This window comes from Bordetella genomosp. 6 (assembly GCF_002119705.1).
Lineage (GTDB): Bacteria > Pseudomonadota > Gammaproteobacteria > Burkholderiales > Burkholderiaceae_B > Bordetella > Bordetella bronchiseptica_F.
The window spans coordinates 2,383,961-2,403,846 of sequence record NZ_CP021107.1; the positions used below are offsets into that span (position 1 = coordinate 2,383,961).

Below are 19,886 nucleotides of genomic sequence, written 5' to 3' on the forward strand. Positions count from 1 at the left end.
CCGGGCCCGCCGGTTTGACCCGCGTCAAGCCGGACGGCCGGCATGGCTCCGCGCCCGGCCCGCCGCCTGCGCGCCGGCCGGACGATCCCATTGTGCGCCGAATCGCGCGCCCGCGCCTACTCGTGCACCAGGGGAGCATCCGCCAGGCGCTGCGCCAGCGGCCGCAGCGCCGCTTCCGGCAACGCGCCGATCACCGCATAGACCCATGCGCCGCGCCGCCACCAGAACAGGGTCTCGACGCCCGCGCCAGGCACCATCAGCGGGGCGCTGTCGGGTCCTGCCCCGCCTGGCGCGCCATACAGCGATATCGGTCCCGCGCGCCCGGCCAGCAGCGCCACCTCGACGGCCGGTCCGCCGCGCGACGGAAAGACCTGCACATCGCGCGGCAGCCAATCCCACGGCCAGGCCGGCAACGGCACGCCGGCCTGGCGCGCCAGTTCGGCGCGATCCAGGCGCGGCGCGGCGGGCTGCGAACGCATGCCGGCGCGCAACTGCGCCGTGCGATGCGCGCGCATCGCCTCGTCCAGGAACACCTGCACGTCGGCGCCGCCGGCCGGCTCGGCGGGCGCCCAGGCAGTCAGGGCCGCATGCCCGCCCCAGCCCGCCACCAGCAGGATCGCCACCGCCAGCAGGCGCCGGACGCGGCGCGCGACCCGCCTGCGCGCATGGGCCGCCTGCAGGCGCTCGGCCAGGGCCAGCGTATGCGCGTCGCGCGCGTGCACGCCTTGGCCCGCGGCGCCTTGCCGCAGGGCATCGCGCAGGCGCAGGTCGGCGCTTACGCGCGCCGCCGCGCGCGCGTCGCGCGCCAGGAACGCCTCGACGTCGGCGCGCCGCGCGCTGTCGAGCTGGCCGTCGATGTAGGCGTCCAGTTCGACCTCCGCGATACGCTCCGTGGGTCCGTCCATCATGATCGGAGCCGGGCCGCCTGGCCGCGCGGACTGGGCAGGATGTACGAATGCATACCGCAATAGACGCGCCAGCCGCGCGCTTAATCCCTGTGGCCTGCCGGCGGGAAGGATACGACGGCGGCGCGCTCAGTCCTGCGGCGCGCCGGCGGGCCTGCGCACCCGCACGATGTTCAGGGCGGCCGGCTGCGCGACCAGCACGCATTGCTTGCCCGTGCGCTTGCAATGGTCCTGCACGCGCCAGTACGCCCCATGGCTGACGCAGCCGGTCTGGCAGATGACCAGGTCGGCCGACACCAGGCTGGCTTCCAGCCCGGCGGCATCGCCGCCTTCGCCGTCGTGATGCAGGAAGCGGCCGCCGGCGCGCTCGATGGCTGCGCGCGCGGCCCGCGCGGCGGCGCCGCCCTCGCCGACGCACAGCACCGCCTTCGCGCTGGCGTCGACCATCAGCGCCGGCCCCGCCGCGCCGCCGGAACGCGCGCGCAGCAGGCCTTGCACACGCTCCATCAGGATCTCGAGGCGGCGCGCCAGGACGCGGCGACGCGGCAGGCCCGGTATGGCCGCCTCCAGGGCGGCGCGGTCCTCGCGCTCCCAGGCCAGGGCGCTGGTCTGCGCCACCAGCGCGGCGCGCAGCACCATGACCTCCTGGCGCAATTGCGCGATCTGCTCGCCGTGCCGCGACAGCAGATGGCTGCAGCGCGCCTGGACGCGCCCGTACTGCGACAGCAAGGCGGCGTATTCCTGTTGCAGCAAGTCGTACTGGAATCGGATATGGGGCATGGCGCGAAACGGCTCAGGCGAGGCGGCAAGGCCACGATGCGTCGATTATAGATAGCATCGATTCTCATTTGCAATGTGGATCGACACGGCCCGGACTTGGAAAAGCACGGGCGAAGCGATATAAGCATCAGAGTTGGTCACGCCGATCCGGCACGCCAGGGGTTCGCATGCATCTGCCCGACATTCTCGTCGTCGAAGACCATCCCGCCCACCGCCTGGTCGTGGTCCATGCGCTGCGTGCATTGGGCTACACCCGCATCCTCGAGGCGGCCGACGGCAACGAAGCCTTGCGCTGCCTGGACGGGCACGGCCCGGTCGGCATCGCCATCTGCGACATCAAGATGTCCGGCATGGACGGAGCGCAATTCCTGCGCGTGGCCGCCCGCCGGCAGTTGCTCGGCGCGGTCATCATCAGCAGCGATGTCAGCAGCGACCTGATCGCGGCGGTGCTGGACATGGCGGCGCTGATCGGCCTGCGGGTGCTGGGCGACCTGGCCAAGCCGCTGGACGCCCAGCGCCTGAAGGCCCTGCTGGACCGCCACGAGGCCGAGCGCCAGCGCGCCCGGGCCAACGCCGCCCCCAGCGCCGGCCGCCAGCCGCCGGCGCCGCCCGCGCGCGAGGCCGCCCACGCGCTGGCCGCCGGCCAGATCGTGCCCTACTTCCAGCCCAAGGTCGACCTGCTGACCCTGCGTCCCTGCGGCGCCGAAGTCCTGGCGCGCTGGCATCATCCCGATCTCGGCGTGCTCGGCCCTGCCTCGTTCCTGGAGGCGCTCAAGGAGCAGGACCTGCTCGACCGCCTGACCTGGCACCTGACCGACGCCGCGCTGGAGCAGGCGCGCCGCCTGGCCATGGCCGGCGCCACGCAGGACCTGGCGCTCAACTTCGAAACTTCCCAGCTCGGCTCGGCCGAGCTGTTGCCGACCCTGGCGCGGGCGCTGCGCAAGCACGCCCTGCCCGCCTCGATCGTGACCATCGAAATGACCGAAAACGGGCTGCTCGACGCGCCCGCGGCCACGCTCGAAAACCTGGTGCGCCTGCGGCTCATGGGCTGCACGGTGTCGATCGACGATTTCGGCACCGGCTTTTCATCGATGCAGCGGCTGTGCCACCTGCCCTTCAACCAACTGAAGATCGACGCCTCGTTCGTGCGCCGCCTGCCCGGCGACGCCCGCAGCGAAAGCGTGGTCGCCGCCACCCTGGCCATGGCCGAGCGCCTGGGAATCACGGTGGTGGCCGAGGGCATCGAGACCCCGCCGCAGCACCAGGCGCTGCTGCAGCTGCAATGCCGCCAAGGGCAAGGCTACCTGTTCGCCCGCCCCCTGAGCGGACCGGACTATGCGCGCTGGCTGGACGACGCCGCATCCGCCGCGGCCGGGTAACGCGCGGCCGCCGCAGTCATCCACAAGCGCGGTGGAAAAGCTGTGGATAACCCGCCCCGCCGCCGCGCCACGCCTGCCCGCGCATCGGCGTGGGCATTTCTTGCGCAAAAAGAAAACCGGCGCCGCCAGGGCGCCGGTCTGCTCGCGGGGCGGACGCGCGCCCGCCCCGCCGCCATGCCGTCAGGCGCTTTCGCGCGCGGTCCGCGGCGCGGCCGCGGCCTTGCGGCTGGCGAACCAGCGGCCCAGGCCCACGATCAGCAGCGCGCCCGCCACCTCGGCGGCGATCTTCGCGGCGCCCGACACTTCGCCGAAGCGCTCGACCACCACCACGTCGGTAACCAGCATGCCGCCGGCGATCCAGCCCAGCAGCGCCGCGCCGAAGGTGACGACCATGGGGAAGCGGTCGATCAGCTTGAGCACCAGGGTGCTGCCCCAGATGATGATGGGCACGCTGACCACCAGGCCGAAGATCACCAGGCCCAGCTGATGCTCCTGCGCCGCGCCCTGCGCGGCGCCGGCGATCGCGATGACGTTGTCCAGGCTCATCACGAAGTCGGCGATGATGATGGTCTTGACCGCGGCGGCGATGGACGTGCCTCCCTTGATGTTGCCATGCGCGTCATCCTCGGGGATCAGCAGTTTCACGCCCACCCAAAGCAGCAGCAGCGCGCCCACGATTTTCAGGTACGGCACCGTCAGCAGCGTCAGCGCGAAGGCGATCAATACGACCCGCAAGCCGATGGCGCCCGCCGTGCCCCACAGAATGCCCTGCATGCGCTGCTTGGGCTCCAGGTTGCGGCACGCCAGCGCGATCACGACCGCGTTGTCGCCGCCCAGCAGGATGTCGATCAGGATGATCTGGAATACGGCGGCCCAGCTCAGGGTCTGGAAAAACTCAAGCACGGGCGCCTCCTTCGGCGCCACGCGCCATAACGTGTTGTGTCATGCGGGGATACTCCTCGGTAGTGAAAACAGAAACACCGGACGCGCCCGTCAGGGCGTGGCCAGCATGGCGACAGTGATCTGGCCGGCGGCGCGGCCCAGTTCGGCATCGGGCAGGTCGCCGGTGATCGCGTAAGCCCACTGCCCCTGCTGCCAATAGGCGATCGGGGCGTCCTGGAAGCGCGAGACGACCGGCGCCGCGTCGGCGGCATGGGAAGGCTCGCGCGCGGCGAACACCCACAGCCGTCCCAGGCCGGCGGCCTCGACTTCCATCTCCACGCTGGGCCCGGTGCGGCCGGGGAAGACCTGCACGTCCCGCACGGCCCAGGAAGCCGGCAAGGCCGGCACGCGCACGCCGGTGGCGCGCAGCAATTCGTCGGCATCCAGATGCGGCACGCGCGGCTGCGAGGCCATGGCCGCGCGCACCTTGGCGGTGCGGTGCGCCTGCACCGCGTCCTCGACAAAGGACGGCGCGGTCGCCGCGACCACATGCCGCATGTCCGGATAGCGCGCCGCGTACCCGACATGCCCGGCCCAGCCGACGGCCACCAGCAGCACCGCCGCGGCGGCCTGGCGCAGCCGGTCGCTCAATCCGCGGCGGGCCAGCCCGCGCTCAAGCCGGCGCGCCAGGCGCCGGGTGTGCACGGCGGCGAGGTCGTCCTCGCCGCCGGCCGGGGCCTGGCGCGGCGCGCCCAGCGCCCAGCGCAGCGCGTCGCGCTGGCGCAGGTCCGCCATGACGCGCATGGCCTCCTCGGGGTGGCGCGACAGGAAATCCTCAACCTCGATGCGGCGGGCCGGGTCGAGCTGCCCGTCCACATAGGCGTTGAGATCGATTTCGGTCACGGGTTCATGCGGCATCGCGGCCTCCCACGATCCTCAAGCGCGCGCGCCGGTCGGCCGCGGCATCGCCCATGCCGTCCTCGAACCGGCGCAGCGCCGCGCGGGCGCGGCCCAGGCGCGACATCAGCGTGCCGATCGGAACCTGCAGCGCGTCGGCGGCCTCCTGGTATGCCATGCCTTCTATCGTCACCAGGTGCAGCGCGGCGCGCTGGTCGTCGGGCAGTTGCATGAAAGCGCGCTCGATCTGCCCCAGCCGCACGCTGTGCTCCTGGGGCGGCGCCACCGCGGCGGCATCCTCCATGTCGTGCAGCGGCGCGGCCTGCGCCGGCGCGGCCTGGCGGCGGCGCCATTCGCTGGCGAAGACGTTATGCACGATCGCCATCAGCCACGCCCGCAGGTTGCCGTCGGCGCGCAGGGTATGGCGGCGCTCGTAGGCGCGCGTGAGCGCCTCCTGGAGCAGGTCCTCGGCGTCGTGCGGGTTGCGCGTCAGGGTGCGCGCATAGGCGCGCAAGGCGGGCAACTGGGCGGCGACGGGAAAGGTTGGCGAATCGGCGGTCATGGAGGGCTAGACGCGCCAGCGGCGCGCATAATCCCCAACCTTACCATTTCTTACAGATTCCTGAATATCCGCCCCGGCCTGCGCCGGGCCGGCCTACGGGCTGCCCGGCTCGCGCGCCATCTCGCGCTCCGCCCCCCGCCCCGCGGTGCTCGGGTCGCCGATGCGCTCGACCCGGTTGCGGCCGCGCGACTTGGCCAGGTAGAGCGCCGCGTCTGCGCGTTCGACCAGCACCGCGGCCTCGCTGCCGGCCAGCGGCGTCATGGCCGTACAGCCGATGCTGACCGAGACCACGCCGCCGCGGTTGCCGCGATGCGGCACGGCCAGCCCCAGCACCCGCGCGCGCACGCGCTCGGCCAGCCACCCGGCGCTGCGCAGCCCCATGCCGGGCAGCAGCACCACGAATTCGTCGGCGCCATGGCGCGCCACCACATTGGCGGCATAGGGCACGCAATCGCGCACCGCATCGGCGACGCGGCGCAACAGCACGTCGCTGGCCGAACGCCCGTAACAGTCGTGGTAGGCCTTGAAGTGGTCCACGTCGACCAGCAGCAGCGCCAGCGGCGTGCGGCCGCGCAGCGCCGCCTCCCATTCGAGCGCCAGCACCTGCGCGAAGGCGCGCCGGTTGAGCAGTCCGCTGAGGGTGTCGATGCGCGCCAGTTGCGCCAGCTCGGCCTCGGCGTTGCGGCGCCTGCGCACCTCGCGCTCCAGCGCCGCCAGCAGCGCCACCAGCACCGCGCACAGCAGCAGCACGGCGCCGGCCAGCACCCAGGCGTGGCGGCGCCATGGCGTCATCATGTCGTCGGTGGACAGCGCCACCACCATGATCAGCGGCAGCTTGCCCACCCGCTCGAACTGGTAGAGCCGCTCCACGCCGTCCAGGATGGCGGTGCCGACGAAGGCGCCCTTGCCTTCGCGCCGGAACCGGCTCACATTGGCCGACTCGCTCAGATCCACGCCGATCTGCGCTTCCACGTACGGTTTGCGGCTGATGACGATGCCGTCGTCGCGAAACAGGGTCATCGAGCCGCGCGGCCCCACGTTCAGCTGGACCGCGCGATCGCGGAAATACGCCAGGCTGACCGCCGCCACCACCACGCCGGCGAAGCTGCCGTCCGGATGGGCGAGGCGGCGGCTCAGCGCGATGCTCAGCTCGCCGTTGCGGTTGCGGCTGCGATAGGGCTTGCTGATGAACAGGCCGGCGTCCGGGTTGCCGACATGCGCCTGGAAATAATCGCGCATGGAACGGTTGCGCGGCGAAACGGCGGCCGTGCGCGAATCCAGGATCACGTCGCCGCGCTCGTCGAGCACCAGGAGCACCGCCAGGTTGTCGGGCCGCGCGCCCTGCTGGAACAGCAGGCGGTGCAGCGCCTCGGGCCCCATCGCCGCGACGTCCGGCTGCGCCAGGTCGCCGATGACGCCGCGGATGGCCAGGTCGTAGGCCGTCACCGTGCGCTCGAATTCGCCGGCCAGCGCCTGCAGCACATTGCGGGCCGACCGGGCTTCGCGCTCCCAGACCTGTTGCCGGTCCTGGGCCAGGATGGAGGCCACCGCGATCACGATGCCGAGCGCCGCCACGATGCCCAGTGCGGTCACCATGCCGATACGGCTCAGTAAGCGTGCAGGCCCGGAAAGCGCCAAGATAGTCAGCTCCAGACAGAGGCGTCATGCGCCGCCGGCCATTTCCTTGCCGCGTGGGGCGGGCATACGGATGCTACACCAGGAAAAACGCCGCCGCATCCGGTTCTACCCGCGTGCGCTTGACAGGGCCGGCGCGGCGCGAGAAGGTACGAAACACCCGACGGCGTCGCGCCGCGCCTACCTTGCCTCCATGCTGCAAGCACCCGCCTCCGCCCCAGAAGACCTGCCGCGCGCCAGCGCCGATGCCGCCCCGCCGCCATCCCACCCCGGAGTGCTGGCGCCGTTCGGCTATCCGGCGTTTCGCATGATCTGGATCGCCAACCTGTTCGCCAACCTGGGGATCTGGGCCCAGTCGGTGGCCGCGGCCTGGATCGTGACCGAAGCCCAGAGCGGGCCGCTCATCGTCGCCATGATCCAGGTGGCCGCCGCCCTGCCCCTGGTGGCCTTGTCCATCGTGACCGGCGTGGTCGCCGACAACCACGACCGGCGCAAGGTGATGCTGGTGGGCATGGGCCTGGAACTGATCGTCGGCACCCTGATCACGGCGCTGGCCTTCCTTGGACTGCTGCACCCGGTCACCCTGATCGTGGCGGTGTTCGTGGTGTCCATCGGCAGCGCCATCGTCACCCCGGCCTGGCAGGCCGCCGTCAGCGAGCAGGTGCCGCGCCAGTACGTGGGCAACGCCGTCCTGCTCAACAGCGTGAACTACAACGTCGCGCGCGCCATCGGGCCGGCCATCGGCGGCGTGCTGCTGGGCGCCCTGGGCGCCCCGTGGGTATTCCTGCTGAACTGCTTCTGTTATGGCGCGCTGATCTGGGCGATCTGGCGCTGGCGCCGCGACACGCCGCCGCGCACCCTGCCGCCCGAGCGCATCTACGAAGGCGTGGTGGCGGCGCTGCGCTTTACCGAGTACTCGAACGTGACCCGCCTGGTCATGATGCGCGCCTTCTCGTTCGGCCTGTCGGCCAGCGCCCTGTGGGCGCTGCTGCCGGTGCTGGCGCACGAGCACGACAACGGCAGCGCCTCGCTCTACGGCTACATGCTGGGCGCCCTGGGCCTGGGCGCCATCGCCGGCAGCCTCGGCATCCGCGCGGTGCAGCGGCGGCTGGGCGTCAGCCGCCTGATCAGCGTGACCGCCGCCCTGCTCGCGCTGGGCCTGATCGCCCTGGGCGCAACCGAAAACCTGTGGGTGGTGTTCCCGGCGCTGCTGCTGTCCGGTTCGTGCTGGATCGCGGTGCTGGCCACCTACAACTCCACCGTGCAGCTGCTGGTGCCGGACTGGGTCAAGGCGCGCGCGCTGGCGCTGTACCAGACCGCCATTTTCGGCGGACTGGCGCTGGGCTCGTTCATCTGGGGCCACTTCGCCGGCAGCATGGGCACCCGCGGGGCGATGGCGGCGGCCGGCGTGGCGCTGCTGTTCACCGTGGCGCTGCTGTACCGGTCGCGGCTGCCCGACCACGTCGACGACAAATGCCTCTCGGTGCTGCCGCGGGCTGCCCTGCCCGCCGGGCAATCGGACTTCGACGCCCGCCATGGCGTGGTGCTGGTTTCGATCGAGTACCTCATCGCCGCCGAACGCGCGCGCGCCTTCATCGACGCCGCCGGCCCGCTGCGGCTGATGCGCATGCGCAACGGCGCCGACCAGTGGCAATTGTTCCGCGACCTCGAGGACGCCGAACGCTGGTCGGAGATGTTCGTGGTCGACTCCTGGCTGCAGTATCTGCGCATGAACGACCGCATGACGCTGGCCGACAAGATGGCCATCGACGCGGCCCAGGCCTTTCACAGCGGGCCCAATCCGCCGCGGGTCACGCACGCCGTCAGCTACATCTCGGTCAGCGCCGCGGGCGGGCGCGGCCATGCCGCCCCGCCGGCCCCCGCCGGCCCCGCGCAGGCCGCCATGGGGCCGGTAACCGCGGATTAGAAAAACCCGCGAACCGCGGAATATAAGTTACGTTAAGTTTCAAATTTCATGGTGATCCGTATCAACATTAGGCATCATCCTACGCATGTGGCCCAGGGCGATTCTCCATACTGAGCCACCGTCGCGTCGAAAGTCGGCCCGCTGCCGCAAGTAGGCAACGGTTTGCATAAATCATCATTTATGTGAGCTCGTCCATGTCCTGCAATACCTTCCGCGCCCCTGCCGCCGGCCTCCCGCCGGCCCGCCCCGCGCCGCGCCCCCGCTTCCTGCCCGTCCCGCCGCACTGTCCTCGCTAGCGCGGCGCGCAGCGCCGCGCCCCAGCATCCCGTCTTATGCACGCCGGCCGCGTTTCCGCCGGCTCTGTCCTTGTTCCACGCCAGTTCACTTCGGAGATCCAGCATGAGCAAATCGCCAGAACAGATGACGCCTTACGACCAGTTCAACATCGAAGTCCCGGAAGACCACTTCCCGGTCGAGGGCATGTCGGCGCGCGCCGCCCAGGCGCTGGTGCTCAGCGACGAGTGGACCGACACCAACCCGATGCTGAACATGTCGTCGTTCGTGACGACCTTCGCCGAACCGGAAGCCGTCCGGATCGCCGAAAAGAACATGTACAAGAACTACATCGACCATGACATGTACCCCCAGCTGTTCGCCATGGAGCAGCGCATGGTCAGGTGGCTGCACCAGCTGTGGAACGGCCCCAAGGACGTCGATCCCTACGGCACGGCCACCATCGGCTCGTCCGAGGCGTGCATGCTGGCCGGCCTGGCGCACAAATGGAACTGGCGCCAGCGCCGCGAGCGCGAAGGCAAGGACGCCACCCGGCCCAACATGGTCACCGGCGGCAACGTGCAGATCGTGTGGAAGAAGTTCCTGCGCTATTTCGACGTCGAGCCGCGCATCGTGCCGCTCAAGCCCGGCCAGTACTGCCTGACCGCCGAAGACCTGGACAAGTACGTCGACGAGAACACCATCGCGGTGGTCGCCATCGCCGGCCAGACCTTCACCGGCGAGGACGATGACATCCAGGGCATCCACGACTGGCTCGACGCCTACGAGAAGAAGACCGGCATTTCGGTGCCCATGCACATCGACGGGGCCTCCGGCGGTTTCGTCAATCCGTTCCTGTATCCCGACTACAAATGGGACTTCCGCCTGCCGCGCGTGCAGTCGATCAACGCCTCCGGCCACAAGTACGGCCTGACGCCGCCGGGCCTGGGCTGGGTGATCTTCCGCGAACGCAAGGTATTCAACGAGGACCTGGTCTTCTACGTCAACTATCTGGGCGGCGAGATGCCCACGGCCACGCTCAACTTCAGCCGCAACTCGTTCCAGGTGGCGGTGCAGTACTACCAGTTCCTGCGCCTGGGCTTCGACGGCTTCAAGCGCGTCATGCAGCGCACGCTGGACAACGCCATCGCGCTGCGCCAGCACCTGGTCGACAGCGGCTACTTCACCATCATGAACGATACGCAGCGCATTCCGGTGGTGGCGGTCACGCTGGACCCCAAGGTCAAGAAGTTCAACGAGTTCGACGTGTCCAACAAGGTGCGCGAACGCGGCTGGGTGATTTCCGCCTACACCATGCCGCCCGACGCGGAATCGGTGCGCAGCCTGCGCGTGGTGGTGCGCCCGCACATCAACCGCAACGTCGCGCTGCTGCTGGCCGAAGACATCGTCAAGGCCTGCAAGTACCTGGAGCAGCACGGCGGGACCGCCACGCCGCCGGCGCTGCACGAAGCGCACAAGTCCTCGCCGGCCAAGTGCTAGGGCCGCGCGGCGGGCCCGGCCGGGTCCGCCGCCATGGGCGCAAGGCGTGCGATGCGCCGGCCGGGCATCGCACGGTTGACTGGACGAATCGCGGAGCATAGACCATGCAGGCTTTCGTGCAATTTCTGGGCAACAACCCGTACATACTGCTGTTTCTCACCATCGGCCTGGCGGTCTGGGTCGGCAAGTTTTCCATCAAGGGCTACGGCCTGGGCGCGGTCGCCGCCGCCATCGTGGTCGGCTGCCTGGTCGCCACCGTGGGCGCGGCCTACGGCGTCAAGTTCCACCTGGACGAATTCGCCAAGTCGCTGCTCTACTACCTGTTCATGTACGGCGTGGGACTGCGAGTGGGCCCGTCCTTCGTCAATGCCCTGAACAAGGAATCCATCAACTACGCCATCCTGGCCATCATCGCGCCGATCCTGGGCCTGGCCATCGTGGTGCTGGGCACGCAGTTCTTCGGCCTGCCGCTGGGCGCGGCCGGCGGCATGCTGGCCGGCTCGCAGACCATGTCGGCGGCCATCGGCTCGGCCGAGCAGGCCGTCAGCGCCGGCGTGCTGTCGCTGGGTTCGGAATCCCCCGAGCAGATCAGCGCCATGATCGCGCTGTCCTACGGCATCACCTACATTTGGGGCACGGTCGGCATCATCCTGCTGTGCAAGTACCTGCCGCGCATCTGGGGCGTGGACGCCAAGGCCGCCGCGCGCGAGTTCGAGCAAGCCCATGGCGTGCCCAACGTGGACGACGCCGGGCTGACGGCCTTCCATCCGTTCGACCTGCGCGCCTACCGGGTCGAGAACCCCGAGTCGGTCGGCAAGACGGTCCAGCAGTTCCGCACGCGCTTCCCCCAGTACCAGGTGGTCAATGTCGAGCGCGGCGACCAGTTGCTGGGGCCCTCGGCCGAGACCGTGCTGCAGCACGGCGACGTGGTGGCGCTGGGCGGCCGCCTCGAGGAAATGACCGCCAACATGGGCGTGCTCGGCCCCGAGGTGCCCGACGCCCGCGCGCTGAACATCCCGCTGGACCAGGCCGAGATCCTGGTGACCAACAAGGAGGTGACCGGCCGGCCGCTGAAGACCTTCCGCGGCTCGGAACTGGCCGGGCAGGTCCAGTTGCAGCGCATCGAGCGCAGCGGCGTGCCGCTGCCCATCGGCCTGGAAACCACGCTGCAAAAGCGCGACGTGCTGTTCGTGACCGGCCTGCAGCCGGCCGTCAGCAAGGCCGGCGAGATCTTCGGCGTGATCGCGCGCCACAGCTCGGCCACCGACCTGCTGACCCTGTCGTTCGGCATGATCCTGGGCTTTCTCATCGGGCTGATCGAAGTGCCGGCGTTCGGCGCCAACGTGGGCCTGGGCAACGCGGGCGGCCTGCTGCTGTCGGGCATCATCGTCTCGTCGATTTCCTCGCGGCTGCGTTTTTTCGGCAACACCCCCAACGCCGCGCGCAACATCCTCGAGGACCTGGGCCTGATCGGCTTCGTGGCCATCGTCGGCATCAACGCCGGCGCCGACCTGCTTACCCAGCTGACCGGCGCGATCGCGCTGAAGATCTTCATCGTGGGCTTTCTCGCCTCGACCATCCCGCCCATCATCGTGTGGGCCATCGGCTTTCACATCATGAAGATCAACCCCGCGCTGCTGATGGGCGCCACCGCCGGCGCGCGCAGCCACTCGGGACCGGCGCGCGAAGCGGCCAAGGAAGTCGGCTCCAGCGTGCCCTGGCTGGGATTCCCGGTCGGCTACGCCGTCTCCGGCGTGCTGCTGACCGTGTTCGGCTACTTCGCCATGGTCCTGGCGCACTGAGGCGCCGCCACGCTAGCGCGGCGTCATCTGCTGCGTGGCGGCCCGCTGGTCCCGCTGCACCTGGCCTGGCCAGGTGCTTTTTATATAGGCCAGCACCAGCACGATCTCCTCGTCCGACAGCACGCCGGCGTAGGCCGGCATGTCGCTCTGGTAGCCGTCCGGCGCGTGGCGTCCCGGCACCATGCCGTGGCGGATGATGTCCAGCAGCACCGCGTCGGGATGGTGCCAGGTATGGCCGCTGGCGTCGTGCGGCGGCGCCGGCAGCCGCCCGCTGGCCAGCCGCTGGCGCCAGTCGGGCTGGCCTTCGAGCTGCGCGCCATGGCAGGCGGCGCAGTTCGCCTGGTAGATGGCCTGGCCGCGCAGGCGGTCCTGTCCGGCCGCGGGCGCGATATAGTCGGAAGACGGCGCGAGCCGCCAGGCAAGCAGCCCAGCCGCCGTCGCCAGGCCGCCGGCCAGGACCAGCCACTTCAGCATCCGCCCAGGAAACCGCCTCATGAATATTCTCTTTCGAACAGGCCGCCCAGTGTATGCGCAAACGCGCCCGCGCCCATGAAGCCCGCCATCCACCTCAAGCGCGCCTATGAGGCCGCCGCGCCCGCCGACGGGCGGCGCGTGCTGGTCGACGGGCTGTGGCCGCGCGGCCTGCGCAAGGACGCCCTGCCGCTGGACGACTGGATCAAGGACCTGGCGCCCAGCGCGGCGCTGCGCCAGTGGTTCGGCCACCAGACGCCCCGCTGGCCGGCGTTTCGCGAACGCTACCTGGCCGAGCTGGGCGCCCCGGCGCATCAGGCGCAGTTGCGCGCCCTGCTGGCGCAGGCCGCGGCCGGCCCGCTTACGCTGGTCTACGGCGCGCGCGACACCGAGCACAACAACGCGGTGGTGCTGCGCGAGGCGCTGCTGGCGCTGGCGGCGGCCGGGCGCGGCGCGACCTAGTGGTTTTCCCTAGAAAGCCCGGATTCGCCTACGCCCGCTATTTTTATTCGCCGGACGCTTCGGTATATTAGTGGCCTGACCACTGGGCCACCAGATAACCGGACACACCACCAACCATGGGATCCTTCCAAGCCGTCGCGCCCACGCGCCTGTACCGCATGATCGCCGACCAGATCGCCGGCCGCATCCGCGCGGGCGATTTTCCCGCCGGCGGCCGCCTGCCGGCCGAGCGCGAACTGGCCGAGCAGCTCCAGGTCAGCCGCGCCTCGGTGCGCGAGGCCCTGATCGCCCTGGAAATCGAAGGCTATGTCGAAGTCCGCGTGGGCACGGGCGTGTTCGTGGCCGCGCCGCGCGCCGACGGCGACTACGGCATCGCCCCGGCGCCCCTGCCCGGCCACACCGACATCGGCCCGTTCGACCTGCTCGACACGCGCCTGCTGCTGGAGCCCGAGTGCGCGTCGCTGGCCGCCCAGAAGGCCTCGCCCGCCCAGATCGCCGCCATCTCGTCGGCGCACGCGGCGATGTCGCTGAGCGATTCGCCCGGCGCCCACGACCAGGCCTTCCACGGCGCCATCGCGGCCGCCTGCGGCAACGCCGCGCTGGCCGCCGCCATCTCGCACATCTGGCACCTCAGCGCCACCAGCCCGGTATTCAGCCGGCTCGAGCAGCACTTCGTCACGACCAAGGTCTGGGAAGCCGCCGAGCGCGAACACGAACGCATCCTCGCGGCCATCGTCGACCGCGATCCGATCCGGGCCCGCCACGCCATGCACGACCATCTGGTCGGCATCCTGGCGCGCCTGCGTGAAGACTTTGGCAGCGGAGCCATCCGATGAATTGATCCCGGCGGCCCGTCCGCCTCCCGCGCCCGACGCCGGCGCCCTGCTTTCCGATTTCCCGCCTTGCCGCCGACACGCTCGCGCGTCGGCCTGGGCCCGCTTGCGCCGGCGGTTTCCGGCTTCGTTCCTCCCGACGTTTCACAAGCCAGAACATTTCAAGGTGAAAACCATGCAGCTGACCCGTACCCTGACCTCCCTGTTCGCCGCCGCCGGCCTGGCGCTGGCAGCCGCCCCGGCCGCCCACGCCCTGGACATCAAGCTGGGCCACGTCCTGGCCCCCAGCCACAGCTGGAACAAGGCCGCCGAAGGTTTTGCCGCCGAAGTCAAGGAAAAGACCGACGGCCGCGTCAACTTCATCCTGTTCCCCAGCGGCCAGCTGGGCAACGAGAAAACCATGCTCGAAGGCCTGCAGATCGGCAGCCAGGGCGCGGCCATCATCGGCTCGGGCTCGCTGCAGCCGATCGAGCCCAAGTTCGGCATCGTCGAGCTGCCCTACACCTGGACGACCTCGCAGCAGGCCTACAAAGCCTATGACGGCGAACTGGGCGCGGCGCTGGCCAAGCTGGCCGAGAAGAAGAACCTGGTGATCGTGTCGTGGTGGGAAAACGGTTTTCGCCACCTGACCAACAACCGCGGCCCGGTCAACACCCCGGCCGACCTGAACGGCCTGAAGACGCGCGTCACGCCCGACAAGATGCGCCTGGACACCTTCACCGCCCTGGGCGCCAACCCCGCGCCGCTGGCCTTCGGCGAGCTTTACTCGGCCCTGCAGCAGAAGGTGTTCGACGCGCAGGAGAACCCGCTGTCCATCATCTACACCTCGTCGTTCTTCGAGGTCCAGAAGTACCTGTCGCTGACCGGCCACGTCTGGGGCCCGGCCAACCTGATCGTCTCCAAGCCGATCTGGAACCGCATCTCGGCCGACGACCGCAAGATCGTCCAGGCCGCCGCCGACAAATGGCGCGACGCGCAACGCCAGATGATCACCGAAGGCGACCTGCAGTTCGTCGCGCAGCTCAAGGAGAAGGGCATGCAGGTCAACGAAGTCGACAAGGCCCCCTTCGCCGCCGCCGTCGCGCCGGTCTGGAAGACCTACGAAACCGCCTACGGCCCCGAGCTGATGGGCCTGCTGCAGAAGTACCGCGAGGCCAAGTAAATGCTGGGCCGGATCTCGCACGCGCTGTCCGGCCTGAGCAAGGCCATCGCCGCCCTGGCGGTGGCCTTGCTGGCCGGACTGATTACCTACGTTGTGTTCGAACGCTTCGTGATGCACACCACGCCGCACTGGGCCGAGGAATTGCCGCGCCTGGTGCTGGTGTGGGCCGCCTTCATCGGCGGCGTCACCTGCAGCCATGAACGCACCCACCTGATGGCCGGACTGCTGCCGTTCGTCGTGCGCAACCCGCGCGCGCTGGCCATCTGCGACCGCGTCAACCAGGTATTGATCATCGTCGGCCTGGCCGCGCTGGGCTATGCCGGCTGGCAGCTGGCCGAACTGACCATGGACCAGACGCTGCCCGCGCTCGACGTGTCGGCCGGCACGGTCTATCTCGCCCTGCCGGTGGCGTGCGCCATCACCATCGTGGTGCACCTGGCGCAATTGTTCCAACCGGCCGACCCCGTCGCGGCAAAGGATTAAAAGATGTCTACCGGTGCCCTTTTCCTGATGGGCGTATTCACGATCACGGTGCTGATCGATATGCCGATCGCCTTCGGGCTGGTGCTGGCGTGCCTGGCGTACCTGGCCGTCTACGACGCCGCCCCGATGATGGTGGCGGCCCAGCAATACGTGGTCGGCCTGGACAGCTTCACGCTGCTGGCCATTCCCCTGTTCATCCTGGCCGCCCAACTGATGAACGGCGCGGGCCTGACGCAGCGCATCGTGCGGCTGTGCGCGGCCATCGTCGGCGACATCAAGGGCGGCCTGGCCGTGGTGGCCGTGCTGGCGTGCCTGATGTTCGGCGCGCTGTCGGGCTCGGGCGTGGCCGACGTGGTCGCCATCGGCAGCCTGCTGCTGCCCGCCATGGCGCGCAGCGGCTACGACAAGGGGTTCAGCTGCGCGCTGATCGGCAGCGCCGGCGCGACCTCGACCATCATCCCGCCCAGCATCGTGCTGATCGTCTACGGCACCATCACCGACACCTCGGTGGGCAAGCTGTTCCTGGCCGGCATCATTCCCGGCATCCTGCTGGGCGCTTCGCTGATCGTCGTGGCGATCTGGCAGGCCCGCAAGCACAACTGGGCCGGCGGCCAGCCGTTCTCGTGGAGCGAGCTGCGCGCCGCCGCCATCGACGCCCTGCCCGCGCTGATGGTGCCCGTGCTGATCATCGGCGGCATCCGCTTCGGCATCTTCACCGCCACCGAAGCCGCTTCCAGCGCCATCGTCTATGCGCTGCTGGTGGGCTTTTTCTGGTACCGCACGCTCAGCCTGAAGTCGCTGTGGGAGAGCCTGAAGTCGACCGGCGAAGGCAGCGCGTCCATCCTGCTGCTGATCGGCGCCTCGGGCCTGTTCGCCTGGGTGCTGGTGGCCGAACAGGTGCCGCAGGCCCTGTCCAGCCTGCTGGTGGACTGGACCGACAGCAAGATCGCCGTGCTGCTGGTGCTGACGGTCGTGCTGCTGCTGCTGGGCACCTTCATGGAGGCCATCCCGGTCATCATCATCGTGGCGCCCGTGGTCATGCCGGTGCTGGCGCACTACAACATCGACCCGGTGCATTTCGGCATCCTGCTGTCGATCAACATGGCGATCGGCGCCAACACCCCGCCGGTGGGCGTGGACCTGATGGCGGCCTGCAAGATCGGCGGCATCAACATGATGCAGACGCTGCGCCCGCTGAGCTGGATGATGCTGGCCATGACCGCCGTCATGCTGCTGCTGACCTTCGTCCCCGAACTGGTGCTGTTCCTGCCGAGGCACGTGCAATGACCCCCATCGCCAACCCGGGCGGCCCGCGCCGCCCCGCCAGCCTGCGCCGCAGCTGGATGTTCGTTCCCGGCCTGCTGGAGCAGGCCCAGGCGGCCGGCCTGGCCAGCGGCGCCGACGCGCTGGTGGCCGACCTGGAAGAGTTCACCGCGCCGGCCGACCGCCCGGCCGCGCGCCGCCGCATCGTGGCGCTGCTGGCGCAATGCCGCGCCGCCGGCGTGATCGGCGCGGTGCGCATCAACAAGCTGGAAGAGGACGGCCTGGACGACCTGCGCGGCATCATGGCCGGCGCGCCGGACGCGATTTTCCTGCCGCACGCCGAAAGCGCGGCGCAGATCGCCGCGCTGGACCGCGCCATCTCGGCCTGCGAGGCCGAGGCCGGCCTGGCGCCGGGCGGCACCGAGATCGTGCCGACGCTGGAATCGGCGCTGGGCGTGACGCGCGCCTGCGAGATCCTGACGGCCAGCCCGCGCGTATCGGCCTGCCTGCTGGCCGCCGAGGACCTGACCGCCAGCCTGGGCGCCGAGCGCGGCCCCGACGGCATCGAGCTGCACGCCGTGCGCGCGCGCTTCCTGGTCGATTGCGTGGCGGCCGGCTGCCTGCCGATCGACTGCCCGTTCAACTACCGCGACGCCGCCGCCCAGCAGGCCGACCTGCTGTGGGCGCGCCGCATCGGCCTGAAATCCAAGTGCGCCGTGTTCGCCGAACAGGTGCCCGCCATTCACGCCGCCTTCACCCCGGACGCGGCCCGCGTGGCCGGCGCGCGCGACTTGGTGGCGCGCTTCGAGGCGCAGCGCGACGGCCGCGACGCCGGCGCGCGCGTCGACCCGCCCGACTACAACACCGCGCGCCGCCTGCTGGCGCGCCACGCCGAATTCGAACAATGGGCGGCGCGCGCGGCGCGCGCCCGCGAGCCCCAAGGAGAGCAGTCATGACCACGCCAGCCCTGCCCGAGCGCAACGGCGGCCAGATCCTGATGCAGCAGCTGCGCGTGCACGGCGCGCGCCGCGTGTTCATGATTCCCGGCGAGAGCTACCTGCCCTGCATCGACGCCCTGAACGAGCATCGCGGCGCCATCGACGCCATCGTCTGCCGCCAGGAAAGCGGCGCGGCCTACATGGCCGAGGCCTATGGCAAGCTGACCGGCGAGCCCGGCATCTGCTTCGTCACCCGCGGCCCCGGCGCCACCAACGCCAGCATCGGCGTGCATACGGCCTACCAGGATTCGACGCCGATGATCCTGTTCATCGGCCAGGTCGGCAACGACTTCATGGAACGCGAGGCGTTCCAGGAAATCGACTACCGCCGCATGTTCGGCCAGATGGCCAAATGGGTCGCGCAGATCGACCGCACCGAGCGGATTCCCGAATTCATCGCGCGCGCCTTCGCGGTGGCCACCAGCGGCCGGCCCGGGCCGGTGGTGCTGGCGCTGCCCGAGGACACGCTGTGGGGCCGCGCCCGCGTGGCCGACATGCCGCGCTACCAGCGCGCGCGCAGCCTGCCCGGCGCGGCCGACCTGGCGCGCATGGTCGAATTGCTGGACCAGGCCGAACGGCCCTTCATGCTGCTGGGCGGCGCGGGCTGGAGCGCCGAGGCCATCGGACAGGCCGCCGCGTTCGCCGAGCGCTTCGAGCTGCCGGTGGGCACGGCCTGGCGCCGCCTGGAATGCTTCGACCAGCGCCATCCCAATGCCGCCGGCCACGTCGGCTGGGCCATGGCGCCGGAACTGCGCCAGCGCATCGCCGGCGCGGACCTGGTCCTGGCGGTGGGCACGCGCATGGGCGAGGCCACCACCGAAGGCTATACCGTCATCGAAAGCCCGCTGCCGCGCCAGCGGCTGGTGCACGTGTACCCCGACCCCAACGAACTGGGCCGGGTGTTCGCGCCGACCCTGGGCATCGTGGCCGACCCGGCCGGCTTCGCGGCCTCGCTCGACGCGCTGCGGCCAGGGCACCGCGCCAGCCGCGCGCAGGCCGTGCGCGCCGCGCACGCCGAATACCTGGCCACGCTCGCCCCGCTGCCCTCGCCCGGCCCGCTCAATCTCGACAGCGCCGCCGCCTACGTCAACCAGCACATCCCGGCCGACGCCTGCATCACCGTGGGCGCGGGCAATTACGCGCTGTACCCGCACCGCTACCGCCAGTTCACCGGCCCGGGCACCAGCCTGGCGCCCACCGTCGGCTCGATGGGCTACGGCCTGCCGGCCGCCATTTCGGCCAAGCTGGAAAACCCCGCACGCACCGTGGTGTGCTACGCCGGCGACGGCTGCTTCCAGATGAACATGCAGGAACTCGGCGTGGCGCTGCAATACCGCGTCGGCGTGGTGGTGCTGGTGTTCAACAACGGCATCTGGGGCACCATCCGCGCGCACCAGGAACGCGACTTCCCGGGCCGCGCCATTGCCCTGGACTTCCAGAACCCCGATTTCACCCAATTCGCGCGCGCCTACGGCGGCTACGGCGAAGCGGTCGAGCGCACCGAGGACTTCGGCCCGGCCTTCGAACGCGCCCGCGCCTTCGCCGAGCGCGAGCAATTGCCGGCGCTATTGGAAATCCGCTACGAAGCCGACGGCATCGCGCCGGGCCAGACCCTGACGGAAATCCGCCAGGCCGCCCAGGCCCAGGCCGCCGGCGTGCAATGAGGTAAAGA

General features: G+C 70.2%; 18 protein-coding genes. 11 read left to right on the top strand and 7 right to left on the bottom strand.

Translation table 11 applies throughout. From position 1 onward, the window contains the following. Positions 1-116: 116 nt before the first annotated feature. Both CAL11_RS11125 and CAL11_RS11130 read right to left on the bottom strand, forming a co-directional pair. Positions 117-908, bottom strand: coding sequence for a transmembrane regulator (locus CAL11_RS11125; RefSeq protein ID WP_244172945.1), 792 nt, complete (start codon positions 906-908; stop codon positions 117-119). Between the two features lie 126 nt (positions 909-1,034). Beyond that, positions 1,035-1,685, bottom strand: a complete 651-nt coding sequence (locus CAL11_RS11130) for a DUF2325 domain-containing protein (protein ID WP_244172946.1) — start codon at positions 1,683-1,685, stop codon at positions 1,035-1,037. A 167-nt stretch (positions 1,686-1,852) separates the two neighbouring features. Here CAL11_RS11130 and CAL11_RS11135 point away from each other — a divergent pair, with 167 nt between their 5' ends. Further along, the gene (locus tag CAL11_RS11135) at positions 1,853-3,064 is read left to right on the top strand and encodes an EAL domain-containing response regulator (RefSeq protein WP_086092968.1); all 1,212 of its coding nucleotides are present in this window, start codon (positions 1,853-1,855) and stop codon (positions 3,062-3,064) included. Positions 3,065-3,244: 180 nt separating this feature from the next. On the opposite strand, the gene CAL11_RS11140 is transcribed toward CAL11_RS11135, so the two are convergent. The 4 genes from CAL11_RS11140 to CAL11_RS11155 form a co-directional block, all read right to left on the bottom strand. After that, the gene (locus CAL11_RS11140) at positions 3,245-3,967 is read right to left on the bottom strand and encodes a TerC family protein (protein WP_086094566.1); all 723 of its coding nucleotides are present in this window, start codon (positions 3,965-3,967) and stop codon (positions 3,245-3,247) included. A 90-nt stretch (positions 3,968-4,057) separates the two neighbouring features. Further along, positions 4,058-4,864 (bottom strand): anti-sigma factor family protein, encoded by an 807-nt coding sequence (locus CAL11_RS11145; RefSeq protein WP_244172947.1) that lies wholly within the window; start codon positions 4,862-4,864, stop codon positions 4,058-4,060. Beyond that, positions 4,854-5,405 (bottom strand): sigma-70 family RNA polymerase sigma factor, encoded by a 552-nt coding sequence (locus tag CAL11_RS11150; protein ID WP_033465093.1) that lies wholly within the window; start codon positions 5,403-5,405, stop codon positions 4,854-4,856. The genes CAL11_RS11145 and CAL11_RS11150 overlap by 11 nt, the downstream gene beginning before the upstream one ends. Positions 5,406-5,498: 93 nt before the next feature. Beyond that, a complete protein-coding gene (locus CAL11_RS11155) occupies positions 5,499-7,001 on the bottom strand; it encodes a sensor domain-containing diguanylate cyclase (protein ID WP_086092969.1) in 1,503 nt (500 codons plus the stop codon). 112 nt (positions 7,002-7,113) lie between these two features. Here CAL11_RS11155 and CAL11_RS11160 point away from each other — a divergent pair, with 112 nt between their 5' ends. From CAL11_RS11160 to CAL11_RS11170, 3 genes are all read left to right on the top strand, one after another. Then, positions 7,114-8,967 carry an MFS transporter gene (locus tag CAL11_RS11160; protein ID WP_086092970.1) on the top strand — a complete coding sequence of 618 codons (1,854 nt, stop codon included), beginning with the start codon at positions 7,114-7,116 and terminating at the stop codon, positions 8,965-8,967. A 399-nt stretch (positions 8,968-9,366) separates the two neighbouring features. Further along, positions 9,367-10,740: a glutamate decarboxylase gene (locus CAL11_RS11165; RefSeq protein WP_086092971.1), complete on the top strand. Its 1,374-nt coding sequence runs from the start codon at positions 9,367-9,369 to the stop codon at positions 10,738-10,740. A gap of 104 nt (positions 10,741-10,844) precedes the next feature. Then, positions 10,845-12,542, top strand: a complete 1,698-nt coding sequence (locus CAL11_RS11170; RefSeq protein WP_086092972.1) for an aspartate:alanine exchanger family transporter — start codon at positions 10,845-10,847, stop codon at positions 12,540-12,542. A gap of 12 nt (positions 12,543-12,554) precedes the next feature. Here the strand turns inward: CAL11_RS11170 and CAL11_RS11175 are convergent, their stop codons facing one another. Next, complete coding sequence (locus tag CAL11_RS11175; RefSeq protein WP_068926254.1) at positions 12,555-13,037, bottom strand: c-type cytochrome; 483 nt, start codon at positions 13,035-13,037, stop codon at positions 12,555-12,557. A 54-nt stretch (positions 13,038-13,091) separates the two neighbouring features. Here CAL11_RS11175 and CAL11_RS11180 point away from each other — a divergent pair, with 54 nt between their 5' ends. The 7 genes from CAL11_RS11180 (at position 13,092) to CAL11_RS11210 (ending at position 19,878) form a co-directional block, all read left to right on the top strand. Further along, entirely contained in the window at positions 13,092-13,475 is a 384-nt protein-coding gene (locus CAL11_RS11180; protein ID WP_086092973.1) for a DUF488 domain-containing protein, read from the top strand. Positions 13,476-13,591: 116 nt separating this feature from the next. Continuing rightward, positions 13,592-14,311: a FadR/GntR family transcriptional regulator gene (locus CAL11_RS11185; RefSeq protein WP_068926258.1), complete on the top strand. Its 720-nt coding sequence runs from the start codon at positions 13,592-13,594 to the stop codon at positions 14,309-14,311. A 172-nt stretch (positions 14,312-14,483) separates the two neighbouring features. Then, a complete protein-coding gene (locus CAL11_RS11190; RefSeq protein WP_068926259.1) occupies positions 14,484-15,470 on the top strand; it encodes a DctP family TRAP transporter solute-binding subunit in 987 nt (328 codons plus the stop codon). Continuing rightward, positions 15,471-15,953, top strand: a complete 483-nt coding sequence (locus tag CAL11_RS11195; protein ID WP_086092974.1) for a TRAP transporter small permease — start codon at positions 15,471-15,473, stop codon at positions 15,951-15,953. Positions 15,954-15,956: 3 nt separating this feature from the next. After that, positions 15,957-17,240 carry a TRAP transporter large permease gene (locus tag CAL11_RS11200; RefSeq protein ID WP_086092975.1) on the top strand — a complete coding sequence of 428 codons (1,284 nt, stop codon included), beginning with the start codon at positions 15,957-15,959 and terminating at the stop codon, positions 17,238-17,240. Beyond that, the gene (locus CAL11_RS11205; RefSeq protein WP_033465129.1) at positions 17,237-18,172 is read left to right on the top strand and encodes an HpcH/HpaI aldolase/citrate lyase family protein; all 936 of its coding nucleotides are present in this window, start codon (positions 17,237-17,239) and stop codon (positions 18,170-18,172) included. Before CAL11_RS11200 ends, CAL11_RS11205 begins: the two co-directional genes overlap by 4 nt. Beyond that, positions 18,169-19,878: a thiamine pyrophosphate-binding protein gene (locus CAL11_RS11210; protein ID WP_086092976.1), complete on the top strand. Its 1,710-nt coding sequence runs from the start codon at positions 18,169-18,171 to the stop codon at positions 19,876-19,878. The genes CAL11_RS11205 and CAL11_RS11210 overlap by 4 nt, the downstream gene beginning before the upstream one ends. The last annotated feature ends 8 nt before the right edge of the window (positions 19,879-19,886 follow it).